Below are 15,453 nucleotides of genomic sequence, written 5' to 3' on the forward strand. Positions count from 1 at the left end.
GGAACCTTCATGGACGAGACCCGCAAGATGTGGGCATCCGCGGCCGTCGTCGGCGTGATCGTCGCCGGTGGCGTCTCGGTCGCGGCGGCCGCCTCGGCGGGCAAGCTCGATCAGGTCGCCGAGGAGACCAGAGCCGTGGTGGAGAAGGCGCCGCCATCCAGCCCGCAGCCTGATCCTGAGACGACCGACGACATCGTGGTGTACACCGAGGTCAACCCCGATCCCGGCAAGGTCCTCGAATACTGGACCGACGGCCGCCTGGAAGACGCCCAGCCCATGCCCATGCCCGAGATGTCCCCGGGCGAGATGTCCCCGGGCGAGTCCCCCGGTGAGTCCCCCGGTGAGTACGGGGTGACGGAATAAGAACCACCTGAGGGGCGGTTCGCTTATGGGCGGTCCGCCCCCTTTTCGTACCGCGTCACCCCGTACGGGAACAAATACCGGCCGATGACGTTATTGATGGTGGTGTGCCGTGCGGACGAGGAAGCCGCCCCACCACAACCTGCCTGATCGCTTCGACTCCGTACGGAGGAGGTGTCCTCATGCCCAGAACTGCCGTGGCGACCCCACCCGCGACTCTCGACCAATTGATTGAACGAGGGCGAGTCCAGGGTCACCTTTCTCTCGCGGAGCTGCGCGACGCGTTCGCGAAGGCCGGCATCAGCCCCTCTGAAGGCCGCACGATCCTGCGTGAGCTGTCCGAGGCCGGCGTCAGCCTGGCCGCAGAGAACGAACCGTCTCCCAGCGCTCCCGCCCCCAAGAAGACCACACAGAAGAAGCCCGCCGCCCCGAAGAAGCCTTCGCGTGGAAAGGCTACCGGCCGCGAGGCCGCCGAGGCAAAAACCGACGGGACGCCGCTGACCGACCGCCCCGAGGTCAAGGCGGTCACACCGTCCGAGCCCAAGCCTGAGCACGAGGAGGACGTCCCCGACGACCTCACCCTCAGCGCGGACGACGCCGAGACCGAGTCGAGCGACCTGGACGACACGCAGTCGGTCATGGGCGACTCCGTGCACACCTACCTCAAGTCCATCGGCCGCCGCACGCTGCTCACCGCCGCTCAGGAGGTCGAGCTGGCCAGGCGCATCGAGGCCGGCCTGTACGCCGAGTACAAACTGGAGACCGAGCCGGCCCTGACGCCTTCCGCCCAGGAGGACCTGCGCATGGTCGTCGAGGACGGCCGGCAGGCCAAGGACCACATGCTGGAGGCCAACCTCCGCCTGGTGGTCTCGGTCGCCAAGAAGTACACCGACCGCGGCATGTCCCTGCTGGACGTCGTCCAGGAGGGCAACCTGGGGCTGATCAGGGCGGTGGAGAAGTTCGACTACACCAAGGGTTTCAAGTTTTCCACGTACGCCATGTGGTGGATCAGGCAGGCCATCCAGCGCGGCTTCGCCGACTCGGCCAGGACGATCCGGCTGCCCGTCCACGTGCTCGAGCTGCTCTCCAAGCTGTCGCGCGTGGAGCGTGACATGCACCAGCGCCTGGGGCGCGAGCCCACGCCCGAGGAGCTGGCCGTCGAGCTCGACAAGACGCCGGACCAGATCGAGGAGCTGCTGCGCACCAGCCGCCAGCCGATCTCGCTCAACGCGACGATCGGCGAGGACGGGGAGACCACGATCGGCGACCTCATCGAGGACGTCGACTCGCCGGAGGCGTCGGAGATCGTCGACCGCCAACTGCTGGGCGACCAGCTGCGCGGCGTGCTCGAGAACCTCTCGCCGCGCGAGTCCAAGATCATGGCTCTGCGCTTCGGCCTGGTGGACGGCAAGCCGCACACCCTGGACGAGATCGGCAAGTACCTGGGGCTCACCAGGGAGCGGATCCGCCAGCTGGAGAAGGAGTCGCTGTCCAAGCTGCGCCACCCGAGCAACACCCGCCCGCTGCTCGACTGGGCCAGCTGACCCTACGCTGACCGTAAGCCCCGGCGCAGGACGTGCCGGGGCTTGTCACGTAAATGGCGCACACCCGCAAAAAGCGCTCCATGCGGTCGGCGTTTTTCGGCAAAGCGTCCGGCGGGCCGAGCGCCCGATCCTCCTTTGCCCGCAGGTGATTCCGGGCGGGCGCGCCTGCTCCATGCCGTATTCACGCCCTGGCATACGTGGTCCAACATGAGAGGAACGGGAGGGTAGACGGGGGAATCTCATGAGAACAAGCCGCAGCGTCCTGGACCATGGGCGGCTCGGCGTGGCAGCCGTGGCCGCCGTGGTCGTCCTGACCCCCGGCGGCGTGCCCACCACCCCGTCCGCCGCCGTGTCCCCCACCGCGTCCGTGGGCGGTGACGAGCGGCACTACTGCACAGAGGACAATCTGACGTACGTACGCCAGGGGCTGATCGCGTGGCGGCGCGGTATCTGGTCCATCCACGACATGTTCGCCCCCGACATGGTGTGGCGGACTGAAGGCAGCTCGGTGGTGGCCAAGGAGTACAGGAGCAAACGGCAGTTCCTCGAGGAGGCCCTGACGCCGTTCGAGGCGCGCTTCACCGAGTCGGATCCGTTCCGGCCGACCAGGGTGCGTGCCATGTACTGCGACAACGACACGGTGATCGTGGTGTGGGACGGCCGCGGCACCGCAAGGGACGGCCGGCCGTACGAGAACACCCATGCGTGGTTCATGAAGATGCGCGGAGGCAAGGTCGTCGAGACCACGTCGTTCTCCGACAGCATGGCCTTCGACGACCTCTGGAAGCGGGTCCGGCCCCGCTGACCCGCTCCCCCTTCAGCCGAGTGGAGCCGGCTGGTCAGCGGGTGGCGGGCACCGGACGCGGCACCCTCGGGATGCCCCACATCCGGTTCTCCTCCCGCAGTGTGCGCAGGCGGTCCACCTCGGCGGTCCACATGGCCCCCGCGGGCGTCGCCTTGGCCTTGCGGCGGGCGATCCTGTCGTCGTAGGACTTCACCCCGAACGTGGCCCGCTGCCCCGCCTCGGCCGCCCGCAGCGCCTCCGTCAGCGTCTCGTCGAACGCCCGACCGGCCGCCAGCAGCTCGATCTCGTCGGCTGCGGCGGCCCGCAGCTCCCGCAACGTCTGCTCAGCCTGGCGAGCCTTCTCGAGCAACTCGGGGAAGCTCCTGGAGATCTCCTGGTCCGCGTGGTAGCGCACCTCGGCCTCCCGGCTCACCCGCGGACGGAAAAACGCCATCGACCCGGCCCCTTCAAGCAGTGGGTGTTCGTTCAAGCGCCAAGAGTACGCCGTCCCGCGACACGTGCGGAAATCGGCCCTGGGACGCCCCCTTTACATAGTAAGATGATCATCATGCCAGCGAAGAGACCGCCCGTCCCCCTCTCCCGCGAACGCATCATCGACGCCGCGCTGCACATCGCCGACAGCCAGGGCCTGCGCAGGCTCACGATGCGCCGCCTCGGCGACGCCCTGCAGGTGGAGGCCATGGCCATCTACCACCACCTGCCCAGGGGCAAGGAGGCGCTGATGGACGCCCTGGCAGAGCACGTCACCACGGTCCACGTCGAGCAGGGTCCCACCTGGCAGGAAACGGCCAAGGCGTGGTGCCGGGCGGGCAGGGAGCTGCTGCGCGAGCATCCTGGCGTCCTGGCGCTCGCCCTGACCAAACCACCGAAGGGCGCCACGGCCCTCGCCATCAGGGAGCAGACGGAGCAACTCGCCGACGGCGGCCTGGCCGCCGCCCACGAGGCCGTACGCGCGCTGCGGGCCTTCGTGTTCGGCAGCGTGGCCGTCGAGGTGCAGCAGTCAGGCTGGGCCGATCCCGAAGTTGACGAATGGGTCAGGAGGGACGAAAGAGCCGATGTGGACTTCGAGCGCGGCCTCGACGCTCTCCTCAAGGGATTGCAAACGTGATGCGCGTGTCGCGCTTGGCCCGTTATCCTGCATAAGGCACGCTGTGTCGAAGGTCACACGTCCCAGGGACCCTCCTGCAACAGTCCAAACGGGCTATGTCGGGACATGTGTTACGCGTCGCACACTTGCCAGAACGAACAAAACAGCTCCCGCCCCTCCAAACGGGAGCCACCCACGAGATATCGGAGGCACGCCGATGTGCCCGCACGACCCGGCCTGTCCGGATGCCGAGGCGCCCGACCGCGAGGCGGCACGCACTCTCGCCTGCCACCCCGAGCAGGGGTGGAGCCTGCTCTGCAACGGCGTCGTCCTGTTCGAGGACACCGGGGAGCTGCTTCCCAGCGGCACCGTCATCGCCCCGCACCGCCCCGACCCGCTGGTCGGCGCGGCCTGAGCGCTACGCGTAGTGGATGATCCACTCCGCCACGACCTCGCCCACCCGGGCGGGGTCCCTCTTCAGGTCGTGACCCTCTCCGGGCACCACCACCAGCCGGGCGGCGTCCGCGGCGTCCGGCACGCCGAACGGGTCGCGATCCCCGTTCACCACCAGCACGTCCACGCCGGCGTCGCGTAGCTCGCCGGCCCTGGAGCGTTCCGGCTTCCCCGGCAGGTGCAGCGGAAAGGCCAGCGCCACCACCGCCGCCGCGCCGACCTCCCGGGCCGTACGGCACGCGACCCGCGCCCCGTTGCTCCGCCCGCCCTGCACGACCGGCAGCCCGGGCCAGCGCGCACGCAGCTCGCCCAGGACGATCTCCCACGCCTCGTCCTGCTTCACCGCCGATCCCGGCGCCCGCGCCCCGGCCACTCTGAACGCCTGCGTCACCCGGGCCACGCTCGCCCCCACGCCGAGCGCCGCATCGCGTACGGCCAGCAGGTCCGGGGCGTCCACTCCCCCGGCCGACCCGTGGGTGAGCACCAGCAGCAGCCGCGCGTCCGTGACCTCGTCGACGTCCACCAGCGCGGGCCCTCGGGGCGTCATCACCTGCATGCCAGCACCGTACCTGGGGAGGATTCCAGGTTGGCCCTCAGGACTGATGACGGCGCGCCCCGAGGGATGCATGATGACTCTCATGCCAGACAATCGCTCGGTCCGGGACGAACTGCAGGCCACGCTCGACGCGCGCCGCGAACTCGGCCCCGATTACGAAGCCGCACTCGTCGACTCGTTCGTGGAGCGTCTCGACGCCACGATCGCCGCCCGCGTCCGGGCCGAGCTCGACCAGCACGACCCCGCGCCGCACAAGAGGCCCGCCCAGGGGTCGCCGATGATCCCGATCGCGCTGGGGTCGATGGGCATCGGCATCCCGCTGACCGCCATCGCGGCGGGCAACGCGGGGCTGGTGGGCCTGACGATCACCTGGCTGGCCATCGTGATCATCAACGTGGCCGCCGCCGGCGCGACCATGCGCCGCCGCTGACCCCGGCACCCGTCTCGGACGGCCCTGCCGCGCGAGGCACCGGACCGCCGCCGACGTCAGGCGCCGGTCCGTAAAAGCATGCCCAAGGACGCCGCGCCACCAGGCCGCGGTCCGTAAAGACATGCCCAAGACCGCCGCCGGCATCAGGCGGCATGTTCCGTAAAAACCTGCTCAAGAACGCGCGCCATCAGGCCGTGGTCCGTAAAGACATGTTCAAGGTTGTCAGGCGTCGCGGTCGTAGCGGAGCCGGACCTCGGCGGCCACGGTCTCGTCGTCGTGCTCCAGCCCGTACGACCACACCCGGTCCGCGTCGTCCGCCCGTCCCCGCAGCGGCAGGATGCGGGCCAGCAGCTCGATGGCGAGCGCGGTGGTCCGCGGATCAGCCCCGCCCTCCACGGTCTCCGCGAACTCCGCGCAGGCCAGCTCCAGATGCGCGATGCCGAGCTGGACCCGCAGCCCCGGCACGTCATCGGCGGTGGCGACCTCCAGGGCGTCCATGAGGACGTCGGCGGCCTCTCCCGGCTCTCCGTGCTCCAGCAGCAGGTCGGCCAGTTGCCGTGCGGCGTGCGCCGCGACCGGGCCGTCGCCCGCGGCCATGGCGGCGCGCAGCTCCTTGTCCGCCTCGTCCAGGTCCTGCGCCCGCACGGCGAGCCTGGCCAGCGCGAGGTGGGCCAGCGGCACGTACGCGGCCGTCCCGACCCCCAGCACCGCCTGCCAGGCGGCCCTGGCCTGCTCGTCCCGCCCCTCCCGCTCGAACCCCTGTGCCAGGTGGCAGGCGGCCTGCGCGGCGTATTCGGGGTGCCCCGTGGCCAGCGCCGTGCGGGCGGCGGCCCTGGCGGCGTCGACGTCGCCGCGTTCCTCCAGGACCACGGCGAGCCCGACGGCCGCCTGCGCGCGGTCGGGGCCGTCGGGGTCGGCGGCCAGCTCGGTGAGGATGGCCGCGGCGCCGTCGAGGTCGCCACGCTCGGCCAGGCGGCGGGCGGTGTCGAGGGGCGGGGTCTCCAGCTCTGAGGACGTCACGAGAGCTCCTTGTGGCGACGGTCGCACCGAAGCCTAACGACTTCTCGCGATCATGTCTGCCCGGTTGACACCGAAGGACTGGCGCCCGCCGCCACGACTTGCTGAGCTCAGTCCTCGTACGCCTCCAGCGGAGGGCACGAGCACACCAGGTTCCTGTCACCGTACGCCTGGTCGATACGCCGCACCGGCACCCAGTACTTGCCCTCACGCAGCGACGGCAGCGGGTAGGCCGCCTCGCTCCGCGCGTACGGGTGGGGCCACTCGTCGGCGGTGACCGACTCGGCCGTGTGCGGGGCGTTTCGCAGCGGGTTGTCGGTCTTGTCGTAGTCGCCGGACGCCACCCGCGAGATCTCCCCGCGGATCGCGATCATCGCCTCCACGAACCGGTCGAGCTCCCCGAGGTCCTCGCTCTCGGTCGGCTCGATCATCAGGGTGCCCGCCACCGGGAACGACATGGTCGGGGCGTGGAAGCCGTAGTCGATGAGCCGCTTGGCCACGTCGTCCACGGTGACCCCGGTCTCCTTGGTGATCTGGCGCAGGTCGATGATGCACTCGTGCGCCACCAGCCCGCCCCGCCCGGTGTAGAGGACCGGGTAGTGGGGGGCGAGCCGCCTGGCCAGGTAGTTGGCCGACAGGATCGCCTGCTCGGTCGCCGCCGTCAGCCCCTCCGAGCCCATCATCCTGATGTACGCCCACGAGATCGGCAGGATCCCCGCAGACCCGTACGGGGCCGCCGAGACGGGACCGACCGGGGTGCCGTCGTGCAGCGGGTGACCGGGCAGGTAGCCGGCCAGGTGGCCGCGCACCGCCACGGGACCCACGCCGGGACCGCCGCCGCCGTGCGGGATGCAGAACGTCTTGTGCAGGTTGAGGTGGGACACGTCGGCCCCGAACTCGCCCGGCTTGGCCAGCCCGACCAGCGCGTTGAGGTTGGCGCCGTCGACGTAGACCTGGCCGCCGGCCTCGTGCACCTTGGCGCACACCTCGGTGATCGTCTCCTCGTACACGCCGTGCGTCGACGGGTACGTCACCATGATCGCGGCCAGCGTGTCCCGGTGCTTTTCGATCTTGGCGTCGAGGTCGGCCAGGTCCACGTTCCCGTCGGAGTCGCAGGCGACGACCACGACCCGCATGCCGGCCATGACGGCGCTGGCGGCGTTCGTGCCGTGCGCGGAGGACGGGATGAGGCAGACGTCGCGGCCGCTCTCGCCGTTCGCACGGTGGTAGGCGCGGATGGCCAGCAGCCCGGCGAACTCGCCCTGGGAGCCGGCGTTCGGCTGGATGGAGACCGTGTCGTAGCCGGTCACCTCGGCCAGCCAGTCCTCCAGCGTGCCGATCAGCTCGCGGTAGCCCGCGGCCTGCTCGGCGGGCGCGTACGGGTGGATCGCGGCGAACTCGGGCCAGGTGATCGGCTCCATCTCGGTGCTCGCGTTGAGCTTCATCGTGCAGGAGCCGAGCGGGATCATGGAGCGGTCGAGCGCGATGTCCTTGTCCTGCAGCCTGCGCAGGTAGCGCAGCATCGCGGTCTCGGAGTGGTGGGCGTGGAAGACCGGGTGGGTCAGGTACGCGGACTCGCGCGGCAGCGAGGCGGGCAGCGCGTCGGCGTCCAGGGTCACCTCGGAGCCCTCGGCCCCGAACGCCGCCCACACCTTGGCCACCTCGGCGGCCCCCGTCTTCTCGTCGCAGGCGACGGAGACGTGGTCGTCGTCGACCTGCCAGAGGTTGACGCCCCGCTCGGCGGCGGCGGCGAGCACGGCGGCGGCCCGGCCTGGCACGCGTACGAGCACGGTGTCGAAGAACTCGCCGTGCACGACCTCCAGGCCCGCCCGGCGCAGCCCGCCGGCCAGGGCGACGGCGTGCCTGTGCACCCGGTGGGCGATGCGGCGCAGGCCGTCTGGGCCGTGGTAGACCGCGTACATGCCGGCGATGACCGCGAGCAGGACCTGCGCGGTGCAGATGTTGCTGGTGGCCTTCTCACGGCGGATGTGCTGCTCGCGGGTCTGCAGGGCCAGCCGGTAGGCGGGGCCGCCGTCGGCGTCCACGGAGACCCCCACGAGACGGCCCGGCAGCTGCCGCTGCAGGCCCTCGCGGACGGACATGTACGCGGCGTGCGGCCCGCCGAACCCGAACGACACCCCGAACCGCTGCGAGGAGCCGACCGCGATGTCGGCGCCGAACTCGCCGGGCGCGGCCACGAGGGTCAGGGCCAGCAGGTCGGCGGCGGCCACGACGAGCGCGCCCGCCTCGTGCGCGGCGGCGGCGACGGCGCGGAAGTCGCGCAGCCGGCCGGACGCGCCCGGGTACTGGACGAGCACGCCGAAGCACTCGGGCGGCGCGCCGTCGAGCGGGTCCTCCACCAGCGTGATTCCCAGCGGCTCCGCCCTGGTGGCGAGCACGGCCTTGGTCTGCGGCAGCGTGTCGGCGTCGACCACGAACACGTCGCTCTTGGACTTGCCCGCGCGGCGGGCCAGCGTCATGGCCTCGGCGGCGGCCGTGGCCTCGTCGAGGAGGGACGCGCCGGCGACAGGCAGGCCCGTGAGGTCGGAGACGACCGTCTGGAAGTTCAGCAGCGCCTCGAGGCGGCCCTGCGAGATCTCCGGCTGGTACGGCGTGTAGGCGGTGTACCAGCCCGGGTTCTCCAGCAGGTTGCGCCGGATGACGGCGGGCGTGACGGTGTCGTGGTAGCCCAGCCCGATCATGGAGGTGAGCACCTGGTTGCGATCGGCCAGGCCGCGCAACTCGGCGATGGCCTCGGTCTCACTGGCGGCGGCGGGCAGTTTGAGCCGGTCCTTGGCCCTGATGGCCTCCGGTACGGCCACGGCCACCAGGTCCGCCACGGACTCGAAGCCCACGGCCTGGAGCATGCGCTGCTGCTCCGGCTCCGAGGGGCCGATGTGCCTGGAGGAGAACGGCGGAGCGGACAGGTCGGTCATGGAGAATGCCTCCCGAGGCTGTGGAGACCGGCGCCAGGGCGCGGCGAAACCGGATCTCCCCCTCTGTCAGCGCGGCGTCGCCGCGACCTGAGAGCTTCACCCCGGTTGGCGGGGCTTGCACCGTCGGTGAGGCACGCCTGGCGGGCGCGCCTGCTTTCCAGAGTTGCCTCACCCGAGCGGTACAGGATGCCTGAGAGATTCCGGGGAGGGTTGCTCCTTCGGCGCCCCGGATCCTACGGCCCGGGGACTCTCCCGCACGGGGTCGTCAGCCTTGCTGTCCTAGATTACTACGGTACGTCGTGTTCATCGGTCCACCCCACGCCGGGGAGCCGGTCATCCGATACGGCGGGCCCGTCGCCTGCGGGCGAGTTCGTCAGCGGGGTGATCGGCCGGGACGTCGTCCTCGACCGCCGCGCGTTCCCCCGGCAGCTCCGCGAGGGAGCCCTCGACCTCGCGCCAGACCCGGCCGAGCGCGATGCCGAACACGCCCTGGCCGCCCTGGAGCAGGTCGATCACCTCGTCGGCCGAGGTGCACTCGTAGACGCTGACGCCGTCGCTCATGAGCGTGACGTGGGCGAGGTCGGCCACCCCGCGCTCGCGCAGATGCTGCACGGCGGTGCGGATCTGCTGCAGGGACACCCCGGTGTCGAGGAGCCGCTTGACGACCTTGAGCACCAGGATGTCGCGGAAGCTGTAGAGCCGCTGGGAGCCGGAGCCCTGCGCGGCTCTTATCGTGGGCTCCACGAGACCCGTGCGCGCCCAGTAGTCGAGCTGCCTGTAGGTGATGCCGGCCGCCGAGCAAGCCGTCGGCCCGCGGTATCCGATGTCGCCCGGCAGCGCCGCCGGCTGCTCGTCGAAGAGCAGACCCTGCTCCCCGGCACGCTGCCGCGCACTCTCACGCCGAACCGGATCTTCCTGGCCGGCCGTCTTTCCCTCGCCGCTGCTGACCGCCACGCGGACCTCCGGCTTTCTCTCATCCCGCGGCCTGATCTGGGGGTTCGTAAAGGGCGGCCACGGGTTTCACTTGCACCGTAGGACCGTGACCATGCTCAGTCAACGATCCGGCTCGGCGCGTCGTGAAGCGTAAATGCACTGAAATACCTACCCCGCCCTGCCGAAGTCTTCGGGCGTGATCGTGTCAAGGAACTCCCTGAACTTCTCCACCTCGTCCTCCTGGTCGTCGGGGATGACCACGCCGGCCTCCTGGACGACCTCCTCGCTGGCGAAGATGCGCGCGCCTGTGCGCAGGGCGAGCGCGATCGAGTCCGAGGGCCGCGCGCTCACCTCCACGCCGTTGGAGAACACCAGATCGGCGAAGAAGATGCCGTCGCGCAAGGCGACGATGTTGACCGCCTGCAAGCCGACACCCAGAGCGCTCAGCACGTCTCGGAAGAGGTCATGCGTGAGCGGTCGCGGCGGCGGCTCCTCGGCCTGGGCCAGCGCTATGGCCGTCGCCTCGGTCATGCCGATCCATATAGGAAGGAACCGCTCCCCGTGTGCCTCCTTGAGCAAGACGATCGGCTGATTTGTGGGCATTTCAACTCGTACGCCCACGACCTCCATCTGCAACACGGGCTGCTCCGTATTCCTGACCGGTCACCCGGCACAGCTGTTCGCTCGTCGCTTCTGCTGAACATGGCTACTGCATTTCAACGTAACACCCGGCGGGCCCGTAATGTGCCTCCGCCTCCCAGCTCGCCACGGTCTCAGCGGCCCAGGACCGACCGGACGCCCGTGCGCACAAGGGATGCGTGCAGGTCGAGCAGAAGTGTGGACAATTCCCTGGCCACCTCGTCGGCCTCGCCGATCGCGCCGGGGGCACGCCGCTTCAGTATGGGCGCGACCGTCTGCTCGACGAGGCCGCACTCGCGTTCGGCCGCCGCCTTGACCGCGCGCAGGTGCCTGGCGCGCAGGCCGAAGCGGGCCAGGGCGCCGACGCTGCGGGCGACATTGAGCGCCTCCTCGTCGTAGCGCCTGGCCACCGGTTCGAGCAGGCCGTAGTCCTCCAGCTCGGCGAGCGTCTCCTCGTCGATCCCGGCGGCCTCGAGCAGCTCGGCCCGGCTGAGCCTGATCTCCTGCTTGTCCTGCAGGGCACGCGGGCGGCCGAAGCCCTCGGCCATCTTGTCCTTGATCACGCGCAGCGGCAGATAGTGGTCACGCTGCTCGGTCAGGATGAAACGCAACTGCTCGACGTGCAGGTGCGTGAACTTGCGATAGCCGGAGGGGCTGCGCTCGGGCTCGATCAGCCCTTCGCCCTCCAAGAACCGGATCTTGGAGATCGTCACATCGGGGAACTCGCCCTGCAGCAGAGCGAGCACCTCCCCGATGCTCATGTGCGAGCGTGCCGCCTGGGAGCTCATGCGCCGGCGTTGCCTCGCATCAGGAAGACCAGGCGGAACTTGCCGATCTGCACCTCGTCTCCGGAGTGCAGGGGAACCTCCTCGATCCGCTCCCTGTTGACGTAGGTGCCGTTGAGGCTGCCCACGTCGCGGACGGAGAACTGGCCGCCGCGGTGGCGGTAGAACTCGACGTGGCGGCGGGAGACCGTGATGTCGTCGAGGAAGATGTCGCTCTCCGGATGGCGCCCCGTCGTGGTCAGCTCCTTGTCGAGCCGGAAACGACTCCCCTGGTTGGGGCCCCTGGTCACCGTGAGCAACGCCGCGCCCGGCGGCAGCTGCTCGACCAGCGCCCGCTCGGCCAAGAGCATGTCGCCTGTCTCAGCCTCGTACGCCTCGATTCCCGCGACGGAGATCGTCGAGGTGGTATCCCCGGCGACCTCGGGCCTGGTCAGCGGCGACCCACAACGGGAACAGAAACGGGCATCCTCGGGGTTGGCGTGCCCGCACTGCGTGCAGTAGACGCTCGGCATCGATCGGCTCGGCCTCCTACCGCGAAGACGCGGCGACGGTGCTTTGGGGCGCGCCTCGCTTCGCTTTTTCAAGTTTGCGAATGCCGCAACTTACGCTGATCAGCGGCAAAGGTCAAGGCGGGGCGCTGGACTCGGGTTTGGACGCAGACAAAGTTACCGCCGCTCCCGCCCCGTGGTCCATGCCGCCGCGCGTTTCTACATTACGATCTTGCGGCGCTCTGTGCGACATGCCGGCGGTGAACACGCTGCGTGAGCGCCGATCAACCGGCGGCCTGCTCGACGATCCGCGCCCAGCGTTCGAGCAGACTCTGGGCGGCGTCCACGTCGGAGGCCTCGGCCCACAGGTCGGTGACGGCCTCGGTGGCGGCGGGCAGGACCAGCACCCAGCTCCCGTCGTCGCGGGCCACGCGCACCCCGTCGGTGGTGTCGATGCGGTGGCCCTCGGGCTCGGACTCGGCCGCTTCGATGACCGAGCGCATGACCGCGCCCTTGGCCGCCCACGGCGTGGGGATGCCGCGCTTGAGCAGCTTGACCTCGGGGATCCTGGCGTCGATCTGGCTGAGCGACAGGCGGGTGCGGGCCACCAGCCCCAGCAGGCGCATGAACGCGGCCAGCCCGTCGATGGCCGGGCTGAACTCCGGCACCACGAACCCGCCGCGCCCGTCAGCCGCGAAGATCATGTCGTGGCCCGCGGCGGCCGAGGTGAGGGCGTCGAGCGCGGTGGAGGTCCACTGCACCTGTACGCCGTGGAAGCGGCACACCTGCTCGGCGACCCGGGTCGTGGTGACGGGGAGCGCCACCTGGCCGCCCCTGCGCTCGGCGGCGACGAGGTCGAGCACGACGAGCAGGGCGCGTTCCTCGTTGATGAGCTGGCCCATCTCGTCCACGAGGGCGATGCGCTCCCCGACCGGGTCGAACCGCACGCCGAACGCCGCCCGCGACGAGCTGACGAGCTCGGACAGGCGCTGCAGATCGCGTCGGCGCTCGGCCAGCGTCTCGGTGGGCGAGACGTCGTCGAGACGGGCGTTCACGGTCAGCACGTCCACGCCGACGCGGCCCAGCAGCGTGGGCAGGACCAGGGACGAGGTACCGCCGGCGCAGTCGACGACGACCTTCATGTCCCTGACCCCGGTCATGCCGACCTGGCGCAGCAGTTCGTGGGTGTAGTCCTCGACGGCCCTGGCCGGGTAGGCCAGCTCGGCGATCTCGCCGGGGAAGGCGCGGCGGAACTCCTGGCGGGAGAAGACCCGCTCCAGCTTGCGCTGGGCGGCCGGGGGCAGGTCGGCGCCGCGGTCGTCCATGATGACGATGTCGACGCTCTGGGGGTCGCCCGGCGTGGTGCGCAGCGCGATGCCGCCCGCGGCAGACTCCCTGGCGGTGTGGAAGCGGGCCACTGGCAGCGGGGCGGCCTCCAGGTCCAGCACGTTGATGGCGCTGGCGGTGAGCGCGCCGATGACGGCCCGCTTGAGCGCCCTGGCGGCCAGCGAGCAGTCACGCGAGGTGACGATGGACTCGCCCTTCTTGAGCGTGGTGGCGTACGCGCTGGCCAGGCGGACGCACAGCTCGGCGGTGATCTCGACGTTGACCAGGCCGCTGACGCCGCGGGGGCCGAACAGGTTGCGCTGCCCGCGCGACTCCCAGATGACGCTGGTGTTGACGACCGCGCCGGCCTCGATGGTCTTGAACGGGTAAACCTTGACGCCGCTGGAGACGTACGCCTCGGCTTCGATGACGCATTCGTCGCCGATGACGGCGTTCTCCTCGATGCGGGCGCCGGCCATCACGTCGGTGCTCTTGCCGATGACGCAGCCGCGCAGGTGGGCGCCGGGGCCGAGGTAGACGTTGTCGTGGACGATGGCGCGGTGCAGGAAGGCGCCCTCGCGGACGACGGCGTTGTTGCCCAGCACGGTGTACTCGCGCAGCTCGGCCCCCGCCTCGACCTTGGCGTAGTCGCCGATGAGGAGCGGGCCCTTGAGCACGGCGTCGGAGTCGACCGTGGCGGACTCGGCGACCCAGACGCCGGGCGAGAGCTCGAAGCCGCCGATGTCCAGGGCGACCTTCCCTGACAGGGCGTCGGCCTGGGCCTTGAGGTAGCTGTCGTGGGAGCCGACGTCCTCCCAGTAGCCGTCGGCCACGTAGCCGTAGATGGGGGCGCCGCGGTCGAGGAGGGCGGGGAAGACGTCGGAGGACCAGTCGACCGGCTCGCCGGGGGCCACGGAGTCGAGGACCTCGGGCTCCATGACGTAGATGCCGGTGTTGACGGTGTCGGAGAAGACCTGGCCCCAGGTGGGCTTCTCCAGGAAGCGCTGAACGCGTCCGCCCTCGTCGACGATGATGATCCCGAACTCGAGGGGGTTGGGTACGCGTTTCAGACCGATAGTGACAAGAGCCGAATTTTCGCGATGAAACCGGACCATGTCGGATAAGTCGATATCTGTGAGGGCATCGCCGGAGATGACCAGGAAACGGTCGTCGCGGAGTCGGTCGGCGGCGTTCTTGACGCTGCCCGCGGTTCCGAGGGGGAGGTCCTCCGTGGCGTACTGGAGGCTCATGCCCAGCTCGTCGCCGTCACCGAAGTAGTTGCGCACGAGGGCCGCCAGGAACTGGAGCGTCACCACCGTCTCGGTGACGCCGTGCCGCTTGAGCAGCCGGAGCACGTGCTCCATGATCGGGCGGTTGACCACGGGGAGCAGAGGCTTGGGCTGGTTGGCGGTCATCGGACGCAGCCGAGTGCCCTCCCCGCCCGCCATGACGACCGCCTTCACCCGATCACTCCTTTTTGGCCGCGGTTACGAGTTGGCGCACCTGTATCACATACAACACGCCTGCCCACCAGTACAGGCCCGTTCCCCAAAGGGCGAAGGCCCACCCGACAATTCGGGCTATATCGGCATACCACCCGGAGTGGGAGGCAAGGAAGAGGAGAGGGAAGGCGTACATGAGGTTGAACATGGCGGCCTTGCCCAGGAAATGCACCTGAAGTGCCTTATAGCCGTGTTTGCGAAGTACGGGGATGAAACACGCGACGAAGAGTTCCCGGCCCAGGATGACGGCCACCAGCCACCAGGGGATGACGTCCCGGATCAGCAACGCGAGAATGGTGGCGAACACGTAGAGCTTGTCGGCCGCGGGATCGATGATCCGGCCGAGCCTGCTGGTCTGGTTGAACGCCCGCGCGATCTTTCCGTCGAGCCAGTCGGTGAAACCGGCGGCCGCGAGGATCGCGATGGCCCACCCGTCCGCCTTGGGCCCGAGAACCAACCAGAGGAACACGGGCACGCCCAGGAGGCGCAGGAAGCTCAGCAGGTTGGGAACCGTCCAGATCCGGTCCTCGGCGGAAGTTTCGCTCACGCAGCAGACCCTACTGCGTGGACCTCCCGCCCAGCGGCCCCCAAC

Annotated in this window: 16 protein-coding genes and 1 riboswitch; of the genes, 6 read left to right on the forward strand and 10 right to left on the reverse strand. The window is 70.0% G+C overall.

Annotated features, from left to right (window positions below; genetic code table 11):
- Positions 1-9: 9 nt before the first annotated feature.
- The 3 genes from ITP53_RS27980 (at position 10) to ITP53_RS27990 (ending at position 2,709) form a co-directional block, all read left to right on the forward strand.
- Positions 10-363, forward strand: a complete 354-nt coding sequence (locus tag ITP53_RS27980; RefSeq protein WP_195898439.1) for a hypothetical protein — start codon at positions 10-12, stop codon at positions 361-363.
- Between the two features lie 179 nt (positions 364-542).
- Positions 543-1,904: an RNA polymerase sigma factor gene (locus ITP53_RS27985; protein WP_236051242.1), complete on the forward strand. Its 1,362-nt coding sequence runs from the start codon at positions 543-545 to the stop codon at positions 1,902-1,904.
- A 241-nt stretch (positions 1,905-2,145) separates the two neighbouring features.
- Complete coding sequence (locus ITP53_RS27990) at positions 2,146-2,709, forward strand: nuclear transport factor 2 family protein (protein WP_195898440.1); 564 nt, start codon at positions 2,146-2,148, stop codon at positions 2,707-2,709.
- Between the two features lie 34 nt (positions 2,710-2,743).
- On the opposite strand, the gene ITP53_RS27995 is transcribed toward ITP53_RS27990, so the two are convergent.
- A complete protein-coding gene (locus ITP53_RS27995) occupies positions 2,744-3,142 on the reverse strand; it encodes a hypothetical protein (protein ID WP_195898441.1) in 399 nt (132 codons plus the stop codon).
- Between the two features lie 114 nt (positions 3,143-3,256).
- Between ITP53_RS27995 and ITP53_RS28000 the strand changes: the two genes are divergently transcribed.
- Together ITP53_RS28000 and ITP53_RS28005 are read left to right on the forward strand one after the other, a co-directional pair.
- Positions 3,257-3,817 carry a TetR/AcrR family transcriptional regulator C-terminal domain-containing protein gene (locus ITP53_RS28000; RefSeq protein ID WP_195898442.1) on the forward strand — a complete coding sequence of 187 codons (561 nt, stop codon included), beginning with the start codon at positions 3,257-3,259 and terminating at the stop codon, positions 3,815-3,817.
- Between the two features lie 196 nt (positions 3,818-4,013).
- Positions 4,014-4,211 (forward strand): DUF5999 family protein, encoded by a 198-nt coding sequence (locus ITP53_RS28005; protein ID WP_132341476.1) that lies wholly within the window; start codon positions 4,014-4,016, stop codon positions 4,209-4,211.
- 3 nt (positions 4,212-4,214) lie between these two features.
- Here the strand turns inward: ITP53_RS28005 and ITP53_RS28010 are convergent, their stop codons facing one another.
- Positions 4,215-4,805 carry an alpha/beta hydrolase family protein gene (locus ITP53_RS28010; RefSeq protein ID WP_195898443.1) on the reverse strand — a complete coding sequence of 197 codons (591 nt, stop codon included), beginning with the start codon at positions 4,803-4,805 and terminating at the stop codon, positions 4,215-4,217.
- A gap of 82 nt (positions 4,806-4,887) precedes the next feature.
- Here ITP53_RS28010 and ITP53_RS28015 point away from each other — a divergent pair, with 82 nt between their 5' ends.
- On the forward strand, positions 4,888-5,235 hold the full coding sequence (locus tag ITP53_RS28015) for a hypothetical protein (protein ID WP_207756507.1): 348 nt from the start codon (positions 4,888-4,890) through the stop codon (positions 5,233-5,235).
- 222 nt (positions 5,236-5,457) lie between these two features.
- On the opposite strand, the gene ITP53_RS28020 is transcribed toward ITP53_RS28015, so the two are convergent.
- The 8 genes from ITP53_RS28020 to ITP53_RS28055 all read right to left on the reverse strand — a co-directional run bounded on the left by ITP53_RS28020 (position 5,458) and on the right by ITP53_RS28055 (position 15,408).
- On the reverse strand, positions 5,458-6,255 hold the full coding sequence (locus ITP53_RS28020) for a tetratricopeptide repeat protein (protein WP_195898445.1): 798 nt from the start codon (positions 6,253-6,255) through the stop codon (positions 5,458-5,460).
- A 107-nt stretch (positions 6,256-6,362) separates the two neighbouring features.
- Positions 6,363-9,188, reverse strand: coding sequence for an aminomethyl-transferring glycine dehydrogenase (gene gcvP, locus ITP53_RS28025; protein ID WP_195898446.1), 2,826 nt, complete (start codon positions 9,186-9,188; stop codon positions 6,363-6,365).
- A 167-nt stretch (positions 9,189-9,355) separates the two neighbouring features.
- Positions 9,356-9,453: riboswitch (glycine riboswitch) on the reverse strand.
- Between the two features lie 68 nt (positions 9,454-9,521).
- Positions 9,522-10,142 carry a MerR family transcriptional regulator gene (locus tag ITP53_RS28030; RefSeq protein ID WP_195898447.1) on the reverse strand — a complete coding sequence of 207 codons (621 nt, stop codon included), beginning with the start codon at positions 10,140-10,142 and terminating at the stop codon, positions 9,522-9,524.
- Between the two features lie 147 nt (positions 10,143-10,289).
- The gene (locus ITP53_RS28035; RefSeq protein WP_195898448.1) at positions 10,290-10,760 is read right to left on the reverse strand and encodes a bifunctional nuclease family protein; all 471 of its coding nucleotides are present in this window, start codon (positions 10,758-10,760) and stop codon (positions 10,290-10,292) included.
- Between the two features lie 134 nt (positions 10,761-10,894).
- Positions 10,895-11,521 (reverse strand): transcriptional regulator FtsR, encoded by a 627-nt coding sequence (gene ftsR / locus ITP53_RS28040; protein WP_236051243.1) that lies wholly within the window; start codon positions 11,519-11,521, stop codon positions 10,895-10,897.
- 23 nt (positions 11,522-11,544) lie between these two features.
- Complete coding sequence (locus tag ITP53_RS28045) at positions 11,545-12,057, reverse strand: FHA domain-containing protein (RefSeq protein WP_195898450.1); 513 nt, start codon at positions 12,055-12,057, stop codon at positions 11,545-11,547.
- A 260-nt stretch (positions 12,058-12,317) separates the two neighbouring features.
- Positions 12,318-14,822 carry a sugar phosphate nucleotidyltransferase gene (locus tag ITP53_RS28050; RefSeq protein WP_195898451.1) on the reverse strand — a complete coding sequence of 835 codons (2,505 nt, stop codon included), beginning with the start codon at positions 14,820-14,822 and terminating at the stop codon, positions 12,318-12,320.
- A gap of 4 nt (positions 14,823-14,826) precedes the next feature.
- On the reverse strand, positions 14,827-15,408 hold the full coding sequence (locus ITP53_RS28055; RefSeq protein WP_195898452.1) for a CDP-alcohol phosphatidyltransferase family protein: 582 nt from the start codon (positions 15,406-15,408) through the stop codon (positions 14,827-14,829).
- Positions 15,409-15,453: the final 45 nt, after the last annotated feature.

Source organism: Nonomuraea cypriaca (assembly GCF_015645445.1).
In the GTDB taxonomy this organism is placed as follows: domain Bacteria; phylum Actinomycetota; class Actinomycetes; order Streptosporangiales; family Streptosporangiaceae; genus Nonomuraea; species Nonomuraea cypriaca.

What these genes read in the sequence shown, in the direction of transcription:
- ITP53_RS27980 (WP_195898439.1), top strand. Translation starts at nt 10, where the DNA reads ATGGACGAGACCCGCAAGATGTGGGCATCCGCGGCCGTCGTCGGCGTG.
- ITP53_RS28005 (WP_132341476.1), top strand. Translation starts at nt 4,014, where the DNA reads ATGTGCCCGCACGACCCGGCCTGTCCGGATGCCGAGGCGCCCGACCGC.
- gcvP (WP_195898446.1), bottom strand. Translation starts at nt 9,188, where the DNA reads ATGACCGACCTGTCCGCTCCGCCGTTCTCCTCCAGGCACATCGGCCCC.
- ITP53_RS28010 (WP_195898443.1), bottom strand. Translation starts at nt 4,805, where the DNA reads ATGCAGGTGATGACGCCCCGAGGGCCCGCGCTGGTGGACGTCGACGAG.
- ITP53_RS27995 (WP_195898441.1), bottom strand. Translation starts at nt 3,142, where the DNA reads ATGGCGTTTTTCCGTCCGCGGGTGAGCCGGGAGGCCGAGGTGCGCTAC.
- ITP53_RS27990 (WP_195898440.1), top strand. Translation starts at nt 2,146, where the DNA reads ATGAGAACAAGCCGCAGCGTCCTGGACCATGGGCGGCTCGGCGTGGCA.
- ITP53_RS28000 (WP_195898442.1), top strand. Translation starts at nt 3,257, where the DNA reads ATGCCAGCGAAGAGACCGCCCGTCCCCCTCTCCCGCGAACGCATCATC.
- ftsR (WP_236051243.1), bottom strand. Translation starts at nt 11,521, where the DNA reads ATGAGCATCGGGGAGGTGCTCGCTCTGCTGCAGGGCGAGTTCCCCGAT.
- ITP53_RS27985 (WP_236051242.1), top strand. Translation starts at nt 543, where the DNA reads ATGCCCAGAACTGCCGTGGCGACCCCACCCGCGACTCTCGACCAATTG.
- ITP53_RS28045 (WP_195898450.1), bottom strand. Translation starts at nt 12,057, where the DNA reads ATGCCGAGCGTCTACTGCACGCAGTGCGGGCACGCCAACCCCGAGGAT.
- ITP53_RS28015 (WP_207756507.1), top strand. Translation starts at nt 4,888, where the DNA reads ATGCCAGACAATCGCTCGGTCCGGGACGAACTGCAGGCCACGCTCGAC.